Here is a 21,288-nt window from a genome sequence, read left to right on the forward strand (position 1 = left end):
ACGCCGTCACAATCGGACGAGCGACCCGTGTGCTGCCTAGGATCGAGCGATGCGGGTTCTGTACGTCTGTACCGGGAACATCTGCCGATCGCCCACCGCCGAGCTGTTGACCACCGCATACGCGACGGAAACCGGCCGGAGTGAGCTGTCCGCGCACAGCGCCGGCACCCGCGGCATGGTCGGGCGGCCCATGGAGCCGACAGCCGCGCTCGTCCTGCGCCAGCTCGGCGGCGAGCCCGACGGTTTCGTCGCCCGGCGCCTGTCGCCGCACATCGCCCAGGACGCCGACCTGGTGCTCACGATGGCCGAGTCGCATCGGGGGGCCGTGCTGCAGGCGGCGCCGCGGATGCTCAAGCGGACGTTCACGCTGCGCGAGGCCGCGCGGCTGCAGCAGCTCAGCGGCGCCGAGACCGTCGCCGAGCTCGCCGCGGCCCGGGCGCAGTTCCCCGCGCCCGGACCGGAGGACGTCACAGATCCGATCGGTCTGGACGAGGACACGTTCGTCGCCGTCGGGACCGAGATCGCCGATCTGCTGCTACCGCTGCTCGCCCGGATCCACGACTGACCCGTTGCGCGGGCCCTGCATGGGCGACGGCGCGACGGGCCGCGACACCGCCGTCGGCACCGCCTGCTCGCGGTAGGCGGGGTCGGCGGTGTACGCCTGCGGGGCCCGGTAGTGCTGTCCCGGCTGCGCGTCGTCGTGGTCCGTCCCGCCCCGGTGCGGCTGCTCCGGCCGGTACGGTTCCGGCCGGTTCTGCTCCTCGCGGTAGCGGCGTCCGCCGGTGGTCTGTGCAACAGGACCCGGCTCCACGGGAGCCGACCCGGCCGGGGCGGGCGTCGACGCAGCGGCCGTGGCCTTCTTCGCCGACTCGTCGGACTCGTAGTAGTACCGGTACTCGTAGGCGCCGCGGCCCTTGTTCGGCGTCATCGTGATGATGGTGCCGAGCAGGTGCGCGCCGGCGCTGCCCAGGTTGCCGACCGCGCGGCTGAGCTGCTCGCGGGTGGTCTTGCCGTGGCGAGCGATGAGCAGCGCGCCGTCGGTGGCCGCGGCGAGCACGACCGAGTCGGTGACGGGCAGGACCGGCGAGCCGTCGATGATCACGTACTCGAAGCGCGCCCGCAGGTGGTCGATGACGTGCTTGGCGGTTTCGGAGCCGAGCAGCTCGCTGGGGTTGGGCGGCAGCGCCCCGGAGGCCAGCACCCACAGGCCCTCGTACTGGCTGGGCTGCAGCACGTCCTCCAGACCGGCCTGGCCCGACAGCACGGTGCTGAACCCGACGTCGCCGACGACCCCGAGGTACTTCGACACCCGCGGCCGGCGCAGGTCACCCTCGACGAGCACCACGGAATGGCCGGCCTCCGCGAGCACCAGCGCGGTGTTGATGGCCGTGGTGGTCTTGCCCTCGGCCGGCAGGGCGCTGGTGACGACGATGACGCGCGGCGGGTTGTCGACGTCGAGGAACTTGAGGTTGGTGCGCATCTCCCGGTACGCCTCCGCGCTGCCGGAGTTCGACTCCTGGAAGTCGATCGCCGCATGCTCCTGCCGCTCCTTGTCGAGGGGGATGGTGCCCACCAGGCCCGTCCCGGCGAGCTCCTCGACCGTCTTGCGGTCCTTGACGGTGTTGTCGAGCCGGTCGCGCAGCACCGCGAGGGCGATGCCGAGGAGCACGCCGACGGCGAGGCCGAGCGCGAGGTTGCGCTTCGTCTTCGGCGACACCGGGGTCACCGGGGTGTCGGCGTGCTGCTCGACGACGACCCGCGCGGTGGGCTCACCGCCGTTCTCGGGGGTCTCGAGCTCGCGCGCCATGACGACGAACTCGTCGGAGAGGGCGTTGGCGAGGTCCCGGGCCCGCTCCGGCGACTCGTCGTCGACCTTGACGTCGACGAGGACGGTGTCCGGGGCGGACGACGCGGTGACCTTTCCGGCGAGCTGCGACGGCGTGACGTCGGACAGGCCGAGCCGGTCGAGGGTGCGCTGCGCCAGCGTGGTGCCGGTGAGCAACTTGGTGTAGGAGGCGACGCGCTGCTGCGAGAACAGGTTGCCCTGGTAGATCTCGTTGACTGAGGCCCCGGAGGAGGTGGAGACGAACAGCCGGGTGCTCGCCTGGTAGATCGGGGTGGTGAGCAGGGAGGCTCCGAGCGCACCGAGTACCGCCACCACGGTCGTCACGGCGACGATCTTCCATCGCGCCTGCAGGATGCGTAGGTAGTCGTGTACTTCCATTACGGTGTCTCCCTCGTTGCTGTGACACTGTCGGTGCACCCTACGGGCGCGGAAATCTGTCGTTCGGTCAGGTGCCGGGCGAGCGTGGGGCCGATCAGGGCCAGCGCGCCGGGGGTGGTCAGGTCGGAGTGCGGGTAGGGCACGTCGTGCTCGGCGACGCGGCGGACGTGGCGCCGCCAGCTCGCCGCGAGGTCGGGTCCGGTCTGCCCGCCGGGCCGGGCCCGGAACAGCAGCGCGTCGCCGTCGAGGACGCGGGGGGTGTGCGCGGTGACGGCCTCCTCCAGCGCGGCGCCCGCGGCCAGAGCCCGCTCCCGGATCTCGGCGACGAACGTCGGCGGCAGGCCGGGCACCTCGAGCTCGACGACGGGCTCGTCGGGCAGCGCCGCGACGTCCGGGAGGGTGTCGGGGGTGAGCGTGTCGAGCAGGATCAGCGACGCCACCTGCTGCCCCGCCTCGTGCAGTTGCACGGCCATCTCGTGCGCGATGGTGCCGCCGAGGGACCAGCCCAGCAGGTGGTAGGGGCCCTCCGGCTGGACGGTGCGGATCCGGTCGACGTAGCGGGCGGCGAACTCGGCGACGGTGCGCGGCAGCGGCGCGAGCCGGGTGGCCTGCAGCCCGTACAGCGCGACTCCGGGCAGGTGCGGCGCGAGTCCCGTGTAGCACCACGACATTCCGCTGATCGGGTGGACGCAGAACAGCGCGGTGCCGCCGGGGCGCCCCGCGAGCGGCACCAGCGTGGCGAGCGGGTCGGTGTCGTCGCCGCCGTGGTCGATCCGGTCGGCGAGGTCGGCGACGGTGGGTGCGGTGAGCAGCCATTCGAGCGGGACGTCGCGGCCGAGTTCGGCCCGCAGGTCGGCGGCGACGGCGACGGCCCCGAGCGACGTGCCACCGAGGTCGAAGAACCCGAGGTCGGCGGACACCGATCCGGGGGGCCGGCCGAGGTGCCGGGCGAACACGGCGGCGACCGTCTCGGCCGTCGCCCCGTCGGGTGGCACGAATCCGTCTGCGGGCGAGGCGAAGTCGGGCCGGGGCAGCGCGGCGCGGTCGACCTTGCCGGACGGCAGCAGCGGCAGCGCGTCCACGACGGTGATCGCGGCGGGCCGCAGCGCGCGCGGCAGGTGCGCGGCCACGCGGGTGCGCAGCGCGGCGGCGTCGGCGCTGCCCTGCGCGTAGGAGGCGAGGACGGTTCCGCCCGCGGGGCCGGGCACGGCGACGGTGACGGCGGCTTCGACGCCGTCGGCGGCGGTGAGCACCGCGTCGATCTCGGCGGGTTCGACGCGGATGCCGTGCAGCTGGATCTGCTCGTCGACGCGGCCGAGGACGTCGAGCTCGCCGTCGGCGGTGACGCGCGCGAGGTCGCCGGTGCGGTACAGGCGCGTGCCCGGCTCGCCGTGCGGGTCGGCGACGAATCGTGTTGCGGTGAGCCCGCTTCGGCCGTGGTAGCCGCGGGCCAGGCCCGCCCCGGTCACGTACAGCTCACCGATCACCCCGGCCGGGACGGGGTGCAGGCGCGCGTCGAGGACGTGGGCGGTGGCGCCGGCGACGGGGGCGCCGACGGTGGGCCGGGCGCCGGGGTCGAACGGCCCGCCGAACGACACGGCGATCGTGAACTCGGTGGGCCCGTACCCGTTGAGCAGGCGGTGCCGCCGCCAGCGTTCGACGACGGGCGCGGTGAGCGCCTCGCCCTCGGACAGGACGGTGACCGGGCGCCCCAGCGCGTCCGGGTCGAGGGTGGCCAGCACGGTGGGGGTGGCGACCACGTGGGTGACGTGCTCGTCGACGATCAGCCGCTGCAGCGCCGCTCCGGCATAGACGTGGTCGGGGGCGACGACGAGGGTCGCGCCGTGCGCGTGGGCGGCGAGCAGTTCGAACACCGACGCGTCGAAGGTGTGCGACGCCGCGTGCAGCACCCGACTGCCCGGCGCGACGCCGAGGACGTGCCGCTGCGCGTCGACGACGGCGGTCAGGCCGCGGTGCGGCACGGCGACACCCTTGGGGGTGCCGGTGCTCCCGGACGTGTAGATCAGATACGCGGTGTCGTCCGGATGCGGCTCCGCCGCAGTGTCGTCCGGATGCGGCTCCGCCGCAGTGTCGTCCGGATGCGGCTCCGCCGCAGTGTCGTCCGGATGCGGTTGCGGCGCAGGGATTTCCCGCGCCTCCCACTCGCCGGTCAGGTCCACCCAGTCGATGCCCTCCCCCACCGGTTCGGCACCTGCCACGGTCAACCCGACGGTGGCGCCGCTGTCGCGCAGGACGGTCTCGACGCGGGCGGGCGGCTGCGCCGGGTCGACGGACACCCACGCCGCGCCGGTCCGGGCGACGGCCCACACCGCGAGCGGCCAGCATTCCCCGCGCGGCACGGCCACGGCGACCACGTCGCCGCGGGTCACGCCGCGGGCGCGCAGTTCCCCGGCGACGACGTCGGCGCGGGCGGCGAGCCCGGCGTAGGTCCAGGCGACGGCCCCGGCCCGCACGGCGATGGCGCCGGGGTGCGTGCGGGCGGTGGCGGCGAGGAGCTGCGGCAGCGTGCGCGGCGCCGCGGCGGGCGCGGACAACGGCGCCGGCGCGGAGGCGGCGAGGTCGCCGACGGCGGTGCCGGGGTCGGCGAGCGCGGCGCCGAGCAGCGCGACGTAGTCGTCGAGCAGCGCGCCGGCGGTGGCGGGGTCGAACAGGTCGGTGGCGTACACGAGACGCACGTCGATGCCGCCGTCGCCGTCGTGTTCGGTGACGTCCCAGGTGAGGTCGAACTGCGCGGCCGGGGTGCCGGCGTCGAATTCGCGCACGCGCAGGCCGGGCAGCTGCGGCAGGTCCTCCCCCGCGGGCACCGTGCGGTGGGCGAGCAGCACCTGGAACAGCGGATGGTGGGTGCCGCGGGCCGGCGCGACCCGCGCGACGACCCGGTCGAACGGGACGTCCGCGTGCGCGAGGGCGTCGAGGTCGGTGGTGCGGATGCGACGCAGCAGGTCCCCGAACGGCTCGTTCCCGGCGACGGTCGTGCGCAGGGTGAGGGTGCCGACGAACATGCCGACGAGGGCGTGCAGGCGCGGGTCGGCGCGCCCGGCGACAGCGGTGCCGACGGCGATGTCGGCGCGGCCGCTGCGGCGGGCGAGCAGCGCGGCGAGCGCCGCGTGCAGCACCATGAAGCCGGTCGCGTCGTGGGCCCGCGCGACGTCGCGGAGGCGGCGGTGGGTGCCGGCGTCGAGGTGGGCGGTGACGGCGCCGCCGCGGTGGCTGGGCCGCGCGGGCCGGGGCCGGTCGGTGGGCAGCGGCAGCGGTGTGTCGGGCAGGCCCGCGAGAGTCGTTGCCCAGTGGTCGAGTTGGCGGGCGGCGAGGCTGTCCGGGTCCGCGGGGTCGCCGAGCAGGTCGCGTTGCCAGCGGGCGTAGTCGCGGTAGCGCACGGGCAGCGGCCACCAGATCGGTTCCGCCCCGGCGAGGCGGGCGGCGTAGGCGTGCTGCAGGTCCGTCAGCAGCGGCGCGACGGAGCCGCCGTCGAACGCGATGTGGTGGACCGCGGCGGCGAGCACCCATTCGTGGGCGCCGAGTTCGATCAGCCGGATCCGCAGCGGCGCGTCGGCGGTGAGGTCGAACGGCGCGGTGATCACCTCGGCGACGGCGGCGGCCGGGTCGGTGCCCGGAACCGCTTCGAGCACAGGCGGATCGACCTCGACCGCGACGCCGTCGGGGTAGGCGGTGCGCAGGATCTCGTGCCGGGCGGCGACGTCGGCGACGGCCGCGGCCAGCGCGGCGGTGTCGAGGTCGCCGGTCAGGTGCAGCGCGACGGGCACGGTGTAGGCGGCGCTGCCGGGCTCGGCGCGGCCGAGGAGCCACAGTCGCTGCTGCGCGGGTGCAAGCGGGGTGGGGGCGTCGTCGTCGTAGCGGCGCAACGGGATCCGGGTGCGGTCGCCGTCGCGGATGTGGGCGGCGAGTGCCGCGAGGGTCGGTGCCTGCAGCACGGCGCGGGCGGGCACGTCGGTGCCGAAGGCGTCGGCGAGGCGGGCGGCGAGGACGACGGCGGACAGCGAGTCACCGCCGGCGGCGAAGAACCCGGCGTGGATGTCGGGCCGGGCGCCGAGCACGCTCTCGGCGACGGTGACGACGAGGTCCTCGACGTCGGTGAGCGGCCGGTCGTCGGCGGGCGCGTCCCCGGCGGTGTCGAGGTCGCGCAGGGCTGCGGTGTCGAGTTTGCCGTTGACGGTGGTGGGCAGTTCCGGCAGCAGCCGCAGCCGCGTCGGCATGCGGTGCGGCGGCACCACGTCGGCGAGCCCGACGAGCACGCGGCTCGGCTCGACACCCGGATCGGCGGCGGCGAAGGCGACGAGCGCACCGCCCGCGGCCAGCGCGACGGCGTGCCGGATGCCGGGCTGCGCGAGCAGGGCGGCCTCGAGTTCCCCGGGTTCGATGCGCACGCCGCGGACCTTGAGCTGCCGGTCGGTGCGGCCCCGGAAGGCGAGGGTGCCGTCGGGACGGCGGTGCACCAGGTCGCCGGTGCGGTAGCGGCGGGTGCCGCCGGGGGCGGCGACGAACCGCTGCGCGGTGAGCGCGGGGGCGCCGAGGTAGCCGAGCGCGACGGACGCCCCGGCCAGGTACAGCTCGCCGACGGCGTCGTCGGGCACCGGGCGCAGGCGGGCGTCGAGCACGTGCGCGACGGTGCCGGGGACGGGCCGGCCGATGCCGCCGCGGCCGTCGACGTCGGTGAGGGTCGCGACGATGGTGGCCTCGGTGGGTCCGTACGCGTCGAGCATGTGCCGGCCGTCGGTCCAGCGGGCGGCGAGCGCCGGCGGCAGGGTTTCGCCGCCGGACGCGACGACCCGCAGGTCGGGCAGCTCGTGCGGGTCGAGGGTGCCGAGCACCGCCGGGGTGGACAGGTAGTGGGTGATGCGCTGCGCGCGCAGCAGCCGCTGCAGGTCCTCCCCCGCGTACACCTCCGGCGGGGCGACGACGAGGGTCGCGCCGGTGGTGTGGGCGAGCAGGATCTCGAGCAGGGCCGCGTCGAACGCCGGATGGTAGCCCTGCAGCACGCGGTCGCCGGGTCCCACGCGGTAGCGGCGGACGGCCTCGGCGGCAAGCGGGGCGAGGCCGGCGTGGGTGACGGCGACGCGCTTGGGCGCCCCGGTCGAGCCCGAGGTCGACACGACGTACGCGACGTTCGCCGGCGCCGGGCCGGCCGCGTCGGGGGCGCCGGTGAACGCGGCGCCGGTCTTGGTGATCGCCCACAGCCGCAGCACGTACTCGAGGCCGCGGGGCCGGTCGATGGGCACGACGGTGCCGGGGCCGGCGCCGGCGGCGCGCAGTTCGTCGGCGAGCGCGTCGGAGCGGGCGTCGAGTTCGCGGTAGGTCAGCGCGGTGTCGCCCTCGCGCAGGGCTTCCCGGTCGGGGTGCGCGGCGGCGGTGGCGCGCAGCAGGTCCGGCAGGGGTCGGGCCGGGGCGGGGGCGGCGCCGGTCAGCGGCGCGGCGGGACGGTCGACAGGCAGGTCGCCGACGGTGGTGTCGGGCGCGGCGACGAGGTGCCGCAGGACGGCGACGAACCGGTCCGCGAGCCGCCGCGCGGTGGGTCCGGCGAACCGCGACGCGTCGTGCACGAGGGTGCCGGCGTAGCCGTCCGCGGCGGGCGCGAACGCGAACTGCAGATCGAATTTCGTTGCGCCGCGGACGATCTCCTCGGCCTCGACGGTGAGGTCCCCGATCCGGGTGGGGGCGAGGGTGAAGTCCTGCAGGGCGAGCGCGACCTGCGGGGCGCGGCCGGGCAGGCCGGCGAGGATCTGCTCGTAGGGCACCCCGGCGTGGTCGAGGGCGGCGACGTCGAAGTCGCGGACCTGCGCGAGGAGCCCGGCGAACGGCATGTCGGGTTCCACGCGGGCGCGCAGCACGAGGGTCTCGAGGAACGGGCCGACGAGGTCCTCGACCTGCGCCCAGCGGCGGGCGGAGACCACGGCGGCGACGGCGACGTCGTGTCCGGCGCCGACGCGGGCGAGCAGCACCGACAGCGCGGCGTGCAGCACCATGAACTCGGTGGCGCCGTGGGCCCGCGCGAGCTCTGCGATCCCGGCGCGCACGTCGGCGGGCACCTCGAACGCGACGGTCCCGGCCTCCTGCTCCGACGACTCCGTCTCCGAACACCCTGCCTGCGTGGGTAATTCGACCGGATCGAGCCCGTCGAGGGCGCGCCGCCAGTGCGCGGCGTCCGCCTCCGGGATCCCGCGCGCCTGTTCCCACAGGGCGTAGTCGGCGTACTGCAGCGGCAGCGGCTCCCACCGCGGCGCCTGCCCGGCCGCGCGGGCGGCGTAGGCGACGGCGAGGTCGCGCAGCAGCGGCGCGAGCGACGCCCCGTCCGCCGCGGCGTGGTCCACGGTCAGGCGCAGGCGCCGTGGTGTCGTTTCGGTCCCCTCGAGGTCCCAATGGACACCACGGTCCGCCAGGACCTGATGCGGACCCTGCTCGTCGACGACGATGCGGGTGCGCAGGATCTCGTGCCGCGCCACGACGTCGCCGAGCGCGGTCTCGAGGGCGGGCACGTCGAGCGGGCCGGTCAGGCGCACGTCGGCGCGCAGCAGGTAGGCGTCGGGGTCGAGGCGGCTGAGCCCCCACAGGCGACGTTGCGCGCGGCTGAGCGGGATCCGGGCGGGGCGCGGGTGGACGGGCACCGGCCCGGCCTCGACGTCGAGTCCGCCGGCGTCGAGCGCGGCGGCGAGCCCTTCGACGGTGGGGTTCTCGAAGATCAGCCGCAGCGGCACGGCGACGCCGGTCTCCTCGCGCAGCCGGCCGACGAGCACGGTCGCGAGCAGCGAGTTGCCGCCGACGGCGAAGAAGTCGTCGGTCCTGCCGACCGGGGAGTCGAGCAGTTCGCCGTAGACCCGCGCGACGAGCGCCTCGGTCCCGGTGCCGGGCTCGTCGCGCCCGCCGAGGTCGGGGGCGGGCAGCCGCGCGACGTCGAGCTTGCCGTGCGCGGTGCGCGGCACCGCGTCGAGCGGCACGACGACGACGGGCACGAGGTGGGCGGGCAGGCTCTGCCGCAGCCGCCCGCGCGCGTCCTCGGCGTCGACGCCGGCGGGCACGACGTAGGAGACGAGCGCCCCGTCGCGCACGACGGTCGCGGCCTGCTCGACGCCGGGCACGGTCCGCAGCGCGGCGTCGACCTCGCCCGGTTCGATGCGCACGCCCCGCAGCTTGACCTGATCGTCGCTGCGCCCCACGAACCGCAACGCGACCCCGCCGCCCGTGCGCGTTTCTGGTAGCTCCGACGACCGGAAACGCGCACGGGCCCAGCGGGCCAGGTCGCCCGTGCGGTACCGGCGACGACCGCCGTCGGCGGCGACGAACCGCGTCGCGGTGCGGCCCGGGTCGTCGCGGTACCCGTCGGCGAGCCGCTCCCCCGCCAGGTACAGCTCCCCGGCCACGCCGGTGGGCACGGGCCGCAGCCGTTCGTCGAGCACGACGGCCTGGACCCCGCGCACGGGGGTGCCGATCACGACGTCCGCGCCGGGCGCCAGCGGCGACGAACAGGTGGCGAAGACGGTGGCCTCGGCGGGGCCGTATCCGTTGTAGAGGCGACGGCCCGCACCCCACCGGGCGACGAGCTCGTCGCTCACGGCCTCGCCGCCCAGCATGAGCACCCGCAGGTCGGGCAGCGCCCGCGGCGGCACGGTCGCCAGCGCCGACGGGGTGACGCACGCGTGCGTGATGCGCTCGCCGGCGAGCAGGTCGGCGAGGGCGTCGCCGCCGTACGCGTCGGGCCCGGCGACGACGAGGGTCGCGCCGGCGGTGCCCGCGACGAGCAGCTCGAGCATCGCCGCGTCGAAGCTCGGCGACGCGACGTGCAACATCCGGTCGCCGGGCGCGGCGGCGAACCGCTCGGCGAGGTCCTCGGCGAGGGCGCTCACCCCCCGGTGGGTGATGGTGACGCCCTTGGGGTTTCCACTGGTACCGGAGGTGAACACCAGGTAGGCGGGCGCGCCGGCGCCCGGGCCGGCCCCCTCGACACCGTCACCGTGAAAGCCGCCACCGTGGGAGCCGGCGACATCGAGCCAGGTCACGGTGGCGGGCAGCAACCCGCGGTGCGCGGCGCCGGTGACGCCGACGGTCGCGTCGCCGAGCATCGCGGCGAGCCGCGCGGCGGGCTGGGCGGGGTCGACGAGCATCGGGGCGGCGCCGAGCCGGGCGATGCCCCACACGGCGACGACGGAGTCGAGCGAGCGGGGCAGCGCGCACGCGACGGCCGTGCCGGGCCGGGCGCCGGCGGCGTGCAGCCGGGCGGCGAGCGCGTCGGCGCGCGCGAGCAGCTGCGGGTAGGTCAGTTCGGTGTCGCCGTCGCGCACGGCGACACCGTCGCCGCCGCGGGCGGCGCCGGCGGCCAACCACTGCCACAGCGTCCGCGCCGGGGCCGGCTCGGGGCCGGCGGCGGGGACCAGCGCGGCGCGTTCCCGCTCGGTGAGCAGGTCGATGTCGCCGATCCGCACGGCCGGGTCGGCGACGGCGGCCCGCAGGATCGCGACGTACCGGTCGGCGAACGCGGCGACGGTGCCGGCGTCGTACAGGTCGGTGGCGTAGGCGAATTCGAGGTCGACGCCGGTGCCGGTCTCGGTGACGACGAGCTGGACGTCGAAGTTGGCGTGCTCGTCGGCCACCGGCAGCACCCGCGCGGTCAGGCCGGGCAGCTCGAAGGCGTCGACGGTGGGGCGGCGCAGCGACAGGGCGACCTGGAACAGCGGGTGCCGGGCGGGGTTGCGGGCGGGGTTGAGGCGTTCGACGAGGGTCTCGAACGGCGCGTCGGGGTGGGTGTAGGCGGCGAGGTCGCGGGCGTGGACCTCGGCGAGCAGGTCGGCGAAGGTGGCGTCCGGGTCGACGGGGGTGCGCAGGACGAGGGTGCCGGCGAACATGCCGACGAGGGCGTCGAGCTGCGGGTCGCCGCGCCCGGCGACGACGGTGCCGACGGCGATGTCGTCGCCGGCTCCGTGCCGGGCCAGCAGCACGGCCAGCGCCGCGTGCAGCACCATGAACGTCGTCGCGCGACCGTCCCGGGCGAGCCGCGAAACGCCTTCGGCCACAGCATGATCCACCGCAACCCGGTGGGTGGCACCGCGGCCGGTCGGGCGCGCGGGCCGCGGCCGGTCGCCGGGCAGGGTCACCTCGTCGGGCAGGCCGGCGAGCACGGTCGTCCAGTGCGCGAGCTGGCCGTCGGCGCCGGCGCGCTGCCAGCGGCTGAAGTCGGTGTACTGCACCGGAAGCGGCGCCCACCGCGGCGCCTGCCCGGCGAGCCGGGCGGTGTAGGCGTCGACGAGGTCGCGCAGCAGCGGGGTGAGCGACCATTCGTCGGCGGCGATGTGGTGCACCACCACCGCGAGCACGTGCCGCCGCGGCGCGAGCCGGTACAGCCGCATCCGCACCGGCGTCTCGCGGGTGAGATCGAAGCCGGGGGCGGCGAATTCGCGGACGAACTCGTCGAGCCCCTCGGCGGGCACGGCGACGGGCTCGAGTCCGGGCCGCGCGACGGGCCGCACCACCTGCGCGGTGGCGTCGGGGTACACGGTGCGCAGGGTGCGGTGCCGGTCGAGGACGTCGGCGACGGCGGCAGTGAGCGCCGCGACGTCGAGCCGGCCGTCGAGCCGCACCGCGAACGGCAGGTTGTAGCTGCCGGATCCGGGGTCGAGCCGGTTGACGAACCACAGCCGCTGCTGCGCCGGCGACAGCGGCGCCGGGGTGTCGTCGCCGGCCGCGACGAGCGGGGCACGGCGACGGCCCGTGCCGGCGCGGGCGGCGAGCAGCGCGGCGAGGTCGGCGACGGTGGCGGCGTCGAACACGTCGCGGACGGTGACGTCGACGTCGGCGATGTCGGCGAGGCGCCCGGCGAGGCGGGTCGCGAGCAGCGAGTTGCCGCCGAGGTCGAAGAAGTCGTCGCCGGCGCCGACGGGCCCGGCGCCGAGCAGTTCCCGGAACACCTCGGCGACGAGTTCCTCGAGCGGCCCGTGCGGGGCGAGGCCGCCGGTGGGGGCGACGGCGGGTGCGGGCAGGGCCGCGCGGTCGAGCTTGCCGTTGGCGGTGCGCGGCAGCGCATCCAGCGCGACGGCGGCGGCGGGCACGAGGTAGTCGGGCAGGGTGCGGCGCAGCGCGCGCAACGCCCCGGTGGGTGAGCCGCCGACGAGGTAGGCGACGAGTCGGTCGTCGCGCAGCACCACCACGGCCTGGGTGACGCCGTCGCAGCGCAGCAGGGCGGCCTCGATCTCGCCGGGTTCGATGCGGTAGCCGCGCAGCTCGAGCTGGTCGTCGGCGCGGCCCCGGTGGTGCAGCACCCCGTCGCGGCCGCGGCGGCCGAGGTCGCCGGTCCGGTAGCGGCGGGCGCCGCCGGGCGCGGCGACGAACCGGGTGGCGGTCAGGCCGGGGCGGCCGCGGTAGCCGCGGGCGAGTTGGCCTCCGGCGACGTAGAGTTCGCCGACGGTGCCGGGCGGGGTGCGGCGCAGCGACCGGTCCAGGATCTGCACGTCGATCCCGGGCAGCGGCCGCCCGACGCCGGGCTCGGCGGCGGGGCCGCGGGTGACGTGCACGGTGGTCTCGGTGATGCCGAACATGTTCACCGCGCGCACGTGCGGCCGGTCCGCGAGCCACGGCCGGACCCGCCCGGGGTCGAGGGCTTCGCCGCCGAAGATCAGCAGCCGCAGCGTGGGCAGCGCGGTGTCGACGGTGGCGAGCTGGCCGAACGCGGTGGGCGTCTGGTTGAGGACGGTGACGCCCTCGCCGTCGAGCAGCGCGGCGAACGCCCCAGGGTCGCGGGCGGTGTAGTGGTCGACGACGACGAGCCGCCCGCCGGTGGTCAGCGCCCCCCACATCTCCCACACGGAGAAGTCGAACGCCGGGGAGTGGAACAGGGTCCACACGTCGCGCGGGCCGAACCCGACGTCGCCGGTGGCGGCGAACACCGCGGCGGCGGCCTCGTGCCCGACGAGCACGCCCTTGGGGGTGCCGGTGGAGCCGGAGGTGTAGATCAGGTACGCGCCGGCACCGGCAGGCACGGCCGCGTCGAACGCGGCGCCGGCGTCCAGGCGTTGCCGAACCTCGGGCGCATCGACGTGCAGGAGAGCCACATCCGTGTCGACCGCGAACCCGGTGTCGCACAGCACCGCGGCGGGGGCGGCGTCGTCGAGCAGGGCGCGCAGCCGCGCCGGCGGGTGGGTGACGTCCAGCGGCAGGTACACGGCGCCGGCGCGGGCGACGGCGAGGATCGCCACCACCAGGTCGAGCGAGCGGGGCAGCGCGACGGCGACGACGTCCTCGACGCCGAGCCCGCGCTCGGCGAGCATTTCGGCGAGCGCCCCGGAGCGGGCGTGCAGCTGGGCGTAGGTCAGGGTGTCGTCGCCGTGGGTGAGCGCGACCGCGTCGGGGCGGCGGCGTGCCTGCTCGGCGACCAGCGCGGGCAGCGTGGCCGTGTCGGGGGCCGGCCGGGGTGCGGACGTGTCGTCGTCGGGGCCGAGCAGGTCGATGCCGCCGACGGCGACGGCCGGGTCGGCGGTGACCACGTCGAGGATGCGCAGCAGGAACGGCGCCCACGCGGCGACGGTGTCGTGGTCGAACAGGCCGCGGTCGTAGGTGAGCACCCCGTCGAGCCCGGTGGGGGTGCCGGCGTCGGAGCGGGTCTCGCGGACGGTGACCTCGAGGTCGAATCGGGCCGTGCCGGTGGATATCTCGCGCACCCCGGTCACGCCGGGCACGTCGAGGCCGTCCAGCGCGAAGCTCTCGTAGGCGAGCATCACCTGGAAGAGCGGGTGGTGCCGCGACGCGGAGGCGCCGAGGGCGTCGACGACCCGGTCGAACGGCACGTCGGCGTGCGCGAACGCGTCGAGGTCGACGCGGCGGGCGTCGGCGAGCAGTTCCGCGAACGTCGCGCGGGCCGGCACGAGCAGCCGCAGCGCGACGGTGCCGACGAACATGCCGGCCACGTCGTCGAGCATCGGGTCGACCCGCCCGGAGACGGGGGTGCCGACGGTGACGTCCTCGGCGGCGGCCAGGGTCGCGAGCAGCACGGCGAGCGCGGCGTGCACGACCATGAACGTCGTCGCGTCGTGGGCGCGGGCCAGCTTGTCGACGGCGGCGTGCAGTTCGGCGGGCACCGAGAAGCGCACGCGCCCGGCGGCGCCGTCACCGTCGCCGCGGGGACGGTCGGTGGGCAGGGCCAGCAGCGGCGGGGCGCCGGCGAGGGTGCGGGTCCAGTGCGCGAGCTGGCGGGCGGCGAGGCTGTCGGCGTCGGCCGGGTCGCCGAGCAGGGTGTGCTGCCAGCGGGCGTAGTCGCGGTAGGTGACGGGCAGCGGCGGCCACGCCGGGGTGCGCCCGTCGCGCCGGGCGGCGTAGGCGAGCGCGAGGTCGCGGCCGAGCGGCAGCAGCGACAGCCCGTCGACGGCGATGTGGTGCAGCACCACCGCGAGGGTGTAGCCGGCGCCGGTCCGGTAGAGGCGGGTGCGCAGCGGCGGGTCGACGGTGAGATCGAAACCGGTGCGGGCGAATTCGGCGAGGGCGTCGTCGAGGTCGGCGGGTGTTGCGTGTGGCGCGAGGTCGAGGGCGACGCCGGGCAGCACCCGCTGTGTCGGCCCGTCCGGGCCGTCGGGGTGGACGGTGCGCAGCACGGCGTGCCGGGCGATCACGTCCGCGGCGGCGGCCGCGAGGGCGTCGAGGTCGGTGCCGGCGGCGAGGTCGACGGCGAACGCGACGTGGTCGCCGGGGGCGGCGTCGGCGACGTCGAGCCGGTTGGCGAGCCACATCCGCTGCTGCGCCGGCGCGAGCGGCACCGGACCGGTGTCGTCGGTCGGCAGCAGCGGAAGGCGTTCGCCGGCAATCGAATCGGATACGGCGACGGCGAGGCCGGCGACGGTGGGGTGCTCGAAGATCTCCCGCACGCCGACGCGGTGGCCGGCGACCGCGCCGAGGCGCGCGGCGAGCTGGGTGGCGAGCAGCGAGTTGCCGCCGAGCGCGAAGAAGTCGTCGTCGGCGGCGACGGTGGGCAGGTCGAGCAGGTCGGCGACGACACCGGCGACGAGTTCCTCGGCGGCGCTGCGATATCCGGTGCTCGGGCGGTCCGGGTCTGCGGTGGGTTCGGGCAGCGCGGCGCGGTCGATCTTGCCGGTGCTCGTGAGCGGCAGCGCGTCGAGGACGGTGACCGTGGCGGGCACCATGTGCCGCGGCAGCCGCGCGGCGACGAACTCCCGCAGCTCGGCCGGGTCGAGGCGGGCGGGGTCGGGGCCGTGCACGTACGCGACGAGCGCATCGCCCCGCACGACGGTGACGGCGGCGGCGACCGCGGGATGCCCGGCGAGGGTGGCGTCGATCTCGCCGAGTTCGATGCGGAATCCGCGGAGCTTGACCTGATGGTCGACCCGCCCGACGAACTCGAGGGCGGCTCCGCCGCCGGTGTGTCCTTTGGGCTGCTCCGGCCGCCCGAAGGGCACACCGCTCCAGCGCACCAGGTCGCCCGTGCGGTACATGCGACCGCCGCCGAACGGGGACGCGACGAAGCGGCTCGCGGTCAGGCTCGGCATTCCGAGGTAGCCGCGGGCCAGGCCCGGCCCGGCGAGGTACAGCTCGCCGACCACGCCGACGGGCACGGGCCGCAGCCGCGGGCCGAGCACGAGCGCGGTGACGCCGTCGAGGCCGGTGCCGATGGTCAGCCGCTCCCCCGGCACGAGCGGCGCGCTGGCGGTGGCGAGCACGGTGGTCTCGGTGGGCCCGTACACGTTGAGCATGGTCCGGCCGGGCGCCCACCGGGCCGCGGTCTCGGCCGGCCACGCCTCGCCGCCGACGGCGAGCACGCGCAGCGCGTCCAGGCCCACGGGGTCCAGTTGCGCAGGCACGGCCGGGGTGGAGAACCAGTGCGTGATGCGTTCGGCGCGCAGCAGTTCCAGCAGGTCCTCGCCGCCGAATATATCCGGCGGCGCGACGACGAGGGTGCCGCCGGCCGCGGCGGCCAGGAGGTACTCGAGCACCGACGCGTCGAACGCGGGCGACGCGAAGTGCAGCACCCGCGCCTGCGGGTCGAGGTCCATGCGGCGGCGCAGCGACGCGACGAGCGGCGCGAGCCCCCGGTGGGTGACGACGACCCCCTTCGGCGTGCCGGTCGAGCCGGAGGTGTAGACGAGGTACGCGGCGTGGTCGGGCCGCAGCGGCCGCGTCCGGTCGGCGTCGGTGATCTCGCCCGACCGCGCGGATCCCGCGTCCGGGTCGACGAGTGCGACGCCGTCGGGCAGCGACGTACCGGGCCGGGCGACGACGTGCCGCACCCCGGCGTCGGCGAGGATCTGGGCGATCCGCGCCGCGGGCTGCACGGGGTCGACGGGCACGAACGCCGCCCCGGTCAGCGCGACGGCGGCCACTGCACGCACCGAGTCCCCCGACCGCGGCAACAGAATCGCCACCCGATCCTCCGGACCGAGACCGCGCTCGATCAGATGCCACGCCAACGGTATTGCGGCCGGGATCAACTCGACCGGCGCGCCGCCCGGAGCGCTCACCCGCAGCGGGTGCGCGGCGAGCAGCTCCGGCAGGGTCGCGACCGGCCCGGGGTCTGCCAGGACGACCTCGGGGGCGCCGAGCTCGAGATCGCCGACGGGTGCCTGCGGCGCGGCGACGGCCGCGTCGAGCACCGCGTGCAGGCGGGCCACCGCGGCGGCGACCGTCGCGCGCTCGAACAGGGCACCGTCGTAGATCACCCGTCCGCACAGCGAGCCGTCGGGCAGCTCGCGCACCGCGATCTCCACGTCGAACCGGGCGCGGCCGGACGGGATCTCCTCGGCGCGCACGGCCAGGCCGGGCAGCGCGAGGTCGGGCACGGCGACGTTGTCGTAGGCGAGCATCACCTGGAACGGGGCGAACCCGAGTGCATCGACGACGCGGTCGAACGGCACCGTCGCGTGCGCGTAGGCGTCGAGGTCCGCGCGACGGGCGGCGGCGAGCAGCTCGGCGAACGACGCGGCCGAGTCCACGTCGAGCCGCAGCGCGACGGTGCCGACGAACATGCCGACGAGACGCTCGAGGTCGGGGTGCTCGCGGCCGGCCGTGCCGGAGCCGACGGCGACGTCGCGCCCCCCGGTCCACGCCGACAGCCACACGGCGACGGCGGCGTGCACCGCCATGAACGCGGTGGCGTCGTGCGCGGCGGCCAGGCGGCGCAGCGCCTCGAACCGCGCGGCGGGGACGGCGAATTCGAGCGATTCGGCCGGTCCGGGGCGGCCAGGGCGGGGACGGTCGGTGGGCAGGGTCGGCGCCTCGCCCAGCCCGGCGAGCGTGGTGGTCCAGTGCGCGAGTTCGCGGGCGGCGAGGCTGTCCGGGTCGTCCGCGTCGCCGAGCAGGGCGCGGTGCCAGCGGGCGTAGTCGGAGTACCGCAGCGGCAACGGTTCCCACCGCGGGCCGTGCCCGTCGGCGCGGGCGGTGTAGGCGGCGGCGAGGTCGAGGGTCAGCGGCACGAACGACGCGCCGTCCATGGCGATGTGGTGGGCGACGACGGCGAGCACGTGCCGGTCCGGGCCCACGCGCAGCAGCCGCACCCGCAGCGGGATGCCGGTGGCGAGGTCGAACGGTGCGGCGGCCCACTCGGCGATCAGGGCGTCCACGTCGGCCGGGTCGACGGGTTCGACGTCGAGCGCGGGCAGCACCTCGGCCACGGGCCGGACCCGTTGCCGCGGGCCGGGTTCGGTGTAGACGGTGCGCAGGATCTCGTGCCGGTCGAGGACGTCGCCGAGCGCAGCGCACAGCGCGGCCACGTCGAGGGTGCCGTCGAGGTGCAGCGCGAACGGCAGGTGGTAGGCGGCGGTGTCGCCCTGCGCGAGCAGCCACAGCCGTCGCTGGGCGGGGGCGAGCGGCGCGGGCGTGTCGTCGTCCGAGCGCGTGGGCGTGGGCATCGCGGCGGCCGGTCCGGCGTCGACGGCCGCGGCGAGTCCGGCGACGGTGGGATGGTCGAACACGTCGCGCAGGTGCACGTCGCGGCCGAGCGCGGCCCCGAGCCGCGCCGCGAGCTGTGCCGCGCCGAGCGAATGCCCGCCGAGGGCGAAGAAGTTCGCGTCGGCCCCCACCCAGTCGACGCCGACGATCTCGCACATCAGCTGCGCGACGAGCGTCTCGGTCGGGCCGGTCGGCGGCCGCGAGCCGGTGGCCGTGTCCACCGCGGGGGCGGGCAGGGCGCGACGGTCGATCTTGCCGCCCGGGGTGAGCGGCAGCGCGTCGAGCACGGTGACCGTCGCGGGCCGCAGGTAGGCGGGCAGGCGCTCGGCGAGGCCGACGTGCACGTCGTCGGGCTCGACGTCGCCGACGACGTAGGCCGCGAGGGTGTCGCCGTGGACGACGACGGCCGCGCTCGCGACGTCGCCGAGACCCGTGAGCGCCGCCTCGACCTCGCCAGGTTCGATGCGGTAGCCGCGAATCTTCACCTGCCGGTCGGCGCGCCCGACGAACTCCAGGACGTCCCCGCCGCCCGTGCGCGTTTCTGGTAGCTCCGACGACCAGAAACGCGCACGGCTCCAGCGCACCAGGTCTCCTGTGCGGTACACGCGGCCGAACGGCGACGCGACGAACCGGGCCGCGGTCAGCGCCGGGTCGCCGAGGTATCCACGCGCGACGGCCGGCCCACCCAGGTACAGCTCGCCGACCGCGCCGACGGGCACCGGGTGCAGCCGCGCGTCGAGCACGACGGCCGTCACGCCGTGGACGGGTGCACCGATGGGCACTCCCCCACCCGGCCGCAGCGGCTCGCTGAGCATGGCGAGGACGGTGGTCTCGGTGGGCCCGTACGCGTTGAGCATCGTGCGCCCGCGCGACCACCGGTCGGCGACGTCGACCGCCAGGGCCTCGCCGCCCGCGTCGAGCATCCGCAGCGCCGGCAGGTCGGCCTCGGGCGTGACGGCCAGGACGGCGGGCGCGGTGATCGCGTGGGTGACGGCCTGCTCGCGCAGCAGCGCGGCCAGGTCCGGTCCGCCGACCACGTCGGGCGGGCAGACCACCAGGGTGGCGCCGGCGTCGAAGGCCAGCAGCAGTTCCTGCAGCGACGCATCGAAACTCGGGGCAGCCAGGTGCAGCACGCGCGACGTGGCGTCGGCCGGGTACCGCTCCCGCAGCGTCGCGACGAGGCCCGCGAGCCCGCGGTGGCTGACGGCGACGGCCTTGGGGGTGCCGGTGGAGCCGGACGTGTGGATCACCCAGGCGAGGTGGTCGGGGTGCAGCGGGCGCCGCCGTTCGCCCGCGTCGAACGGCGCCGACGACGTCTCGCCGTCGGCCGGGCCCACGCGGGTCACGCCGTCGGGCAGGGCGACGTCGTCGCCGCACACCGCGACGGGCACGTCGCGCAGCAGTTCGGCGAGCCGCAGCGCCGGGGTGCCCGGATCGATCGGGGTGTAGGCGGCGCCGGCCTTGGCGACGGCCCACAGCGCCACCACCGCGCCGACCGAGCGCGGCAGCAGCACCGCGACCCGGTCGTCGGGTCCCGCGCCGCACGCAATCAGCCTGCGCGCGAGCGCAGTTGAACGCTCATCCAGTTCCCGGTAGGTCAGCGCGACGGCGCCGTCGCGCACGGCGACGCGCTCCGAGCCGGCGTGCGCGGTGAGCACGTCGGGCAGCAGGCGTACGTCCTCGAGGTGCGGGCCACGCGCGGGGACGAGGCCGACGAGTTCGCCGGGCGCCGCGAGCGGCAGGTCGCCCACCGCGTGGTCGGCCGACCGCGCGAACGCGCCGAGGAAGTCCAGGAACCGCCGGTGGTGCCGGGCGAGCGTCTCGTCGCCGTACAGGCGCGGGTTGGCCTCGAAGTCCACCCGCGTGCTGCGCCCGGCGATCCCGGCGTACACGTTCACCGACAGGTCGTCGACCGGACCGGTGGAGAGCAGGTTGTACTCGCCGGTGATGTCGCCGTACGCGTACTCCGGGTTGAACATCATCAGGTTCACCACGGGCCCGAACGCGCTGCGGGTCTCCCGGTGATCGCCGACGGCGTGCAGGTCGCGCAGCATGTCCTCGTAGCGGTACCGCTGGTGCCGCAGCGCCCCGGTCAGCTCCACCTGCACGCGCCGCACCAACTCGGCGACGGTCACGTCCGGCTCCACGCCCACCCGCAGCGGCACGATGTTCGAGATCGAGCCCGCCGAGCGGCGCAGCGGCGCGGTAGTGCGGGCCGAGACCGGCAGGCTCAGCGCGACGTCCGCGGCGCCGGTCATGCGGGCCAGGTAGGCGGCGAAGGCGGCGACGACAATCGGGACGTCGGTGGAGTTGGCGTCGCGGGCCAACTCGGCGACGGCGTCGGTCACCTCGGCGCCGAGCGCCGCACCGACGTGTCGGCACGGCATCGAGGGGGCGGCGGAACCGGCGGCGAGCGTGACGGGCGGCGGCAGGTCCACCAGGCGCTGCCTCCAATGCTCGCGGTCGACGGCCTGCCGCGTGCTGCCGAGGTAGGCGAGCTCGTGCTCGGCGATCTGCTCGAGGCTCAGCGCCGCGAGCGGAGCCGGCGCCTCCCCGCGCGCCCACGCCGTGTACAGCTCGGCGCTGCGGCCGAGCATCACCATGCCGCCGTGCCCGTCGAGGGCGAGGTGGTGGATGTAGGTGAAGAGGTAGAAGTGCTCGTCGGCGAGCTGGATCAGCGTGGTGGCGATGAGCCGGTCGTGCAGCGGGTCGAGCGGACGGGTGTAGGTCTCGTCCATCCACCGTCGCGCCTCGGCCTCGGGGTCGTCGTGGCCGCGCAGGTCCAGGTAGCCGGGGTAGTCGTCGACGTCGGGAATCACCCGTTGCCGCGGCTCGCCGTCGACCATCTCGAGGAACAGCGTGCCGGATTCGACCTCGCGGGCGGCCCGGTTGCAGGCCGCGCGGATCAGGTCCGCGTCGAGCGGGCCGTGCAGGTCCAGGTACTGGGCGATGGTGAACGGGACGTCCGGGGTGAGCTGCTGAGCAAACCACAGTCCACGCTGACTCGTGGACATGGCAAAAGACGGCACCGCACCCCCTCGTTTTCCCTCGGGACCGAGGGCGTGCAGTGGGAACCCTCGGTCGACGACGTTGTGGACGCCTCCCTGCATCCATCACCGTCGAATACATCGACCCTAACGATCCTGAGCGTTACT

3 protein-coding genes are annotated in these 21,288 nt (G+C 76.0%); 1 reads left to right on the forward strand and 2 read right to left on the reverse strand.

Going from position 1 to position 21,288, the window contains the following annotated elements:
- Positions 1-49 precede the first annotated feature (49 nt).
- Positions 50-565: a protein tyrosine phosphatase gene (locus KZJ41_RS22120; protein ID WP_065922200.1), complete on the forward strand. Its 516-nt coding sequence runs from the start codon at positions 50-52 to the stop codon at positions 563-565.
- Here the strand turns inward: KZJ41_RS22120 and KZJ41_RS22125 are convergent.
- Together KZJ41_RS22125 and KZJ41_RS22130 are read right to left on the reverse strand one after the other, a co-directional pair.
- Positions 536-2,224, reverse strand: a complete 1,689-nt coding sequence (locus KZJ41_RS22125; RefSeq protein WP_065922199.1) for a polysaccharide biosynthesis tyrosine autokinase — start codon at positions 2,222-2,224, stop codon at positions 536-538. The two genes, KZJ41_RS22120 and KZJ41_RS22125, sit on opposite strands and share 30 nt — an antisense overlap.
- Positions 2,224-21,147, reverse strand: coding sequence for a non-ribosomal peptide synthetase (locus KZJ41_RS22130; RefSeq protein WP_251549626.1), 18,924 nt, complete (start codon positions 21,145-21,147; stop codon positions 2,224-2,226). The genes KZJ41_RS22125 and KZJ41_RS22130 overlap by 1 nt, the downstream gene beginning before the upstream one ends.
- Between the last annotated feature and the right edge of the window lie 141 nt (positions 21,148-21,288).

The sequence above is a fragment of the Rhodococcus sp. 11-3 genome (genome assembly GCF_023704055.1).
Classification (GTDB): Bacteria; Actinomycetota; Actinomycetes; order Mycobacteriales; family Mycobacteriaceae; genus Rhodococcus; species Rhodococcus aetherivorans.

What these genes read in the sequence shown, in the direction of transcription:
- KZJ41_RS22120 (WP_065922200.1), top strand. Translation starts at nt 50, where the DNA reads ATGCGGGTTCTGTACGTCTGTACCGGGAACATCTGCCGATCGCCCACC.
- KZJ41_RS22125 (WP_065922199.1), bottom strand. Translation starts at nt 2,224, where the DNA reads ATGGAAGTACACGACTACCTACGCATCCTGCAGGCGCGATGGAAGATC.
- KZJ41_RS22130 (WP_251549626.1), bottom strand. Translation starts at nt 21,147, where the DNA reads ATGTCCACGAGTCAGCGTGGACTGTGGTTTGCTCAGCAGCTCACCCCG.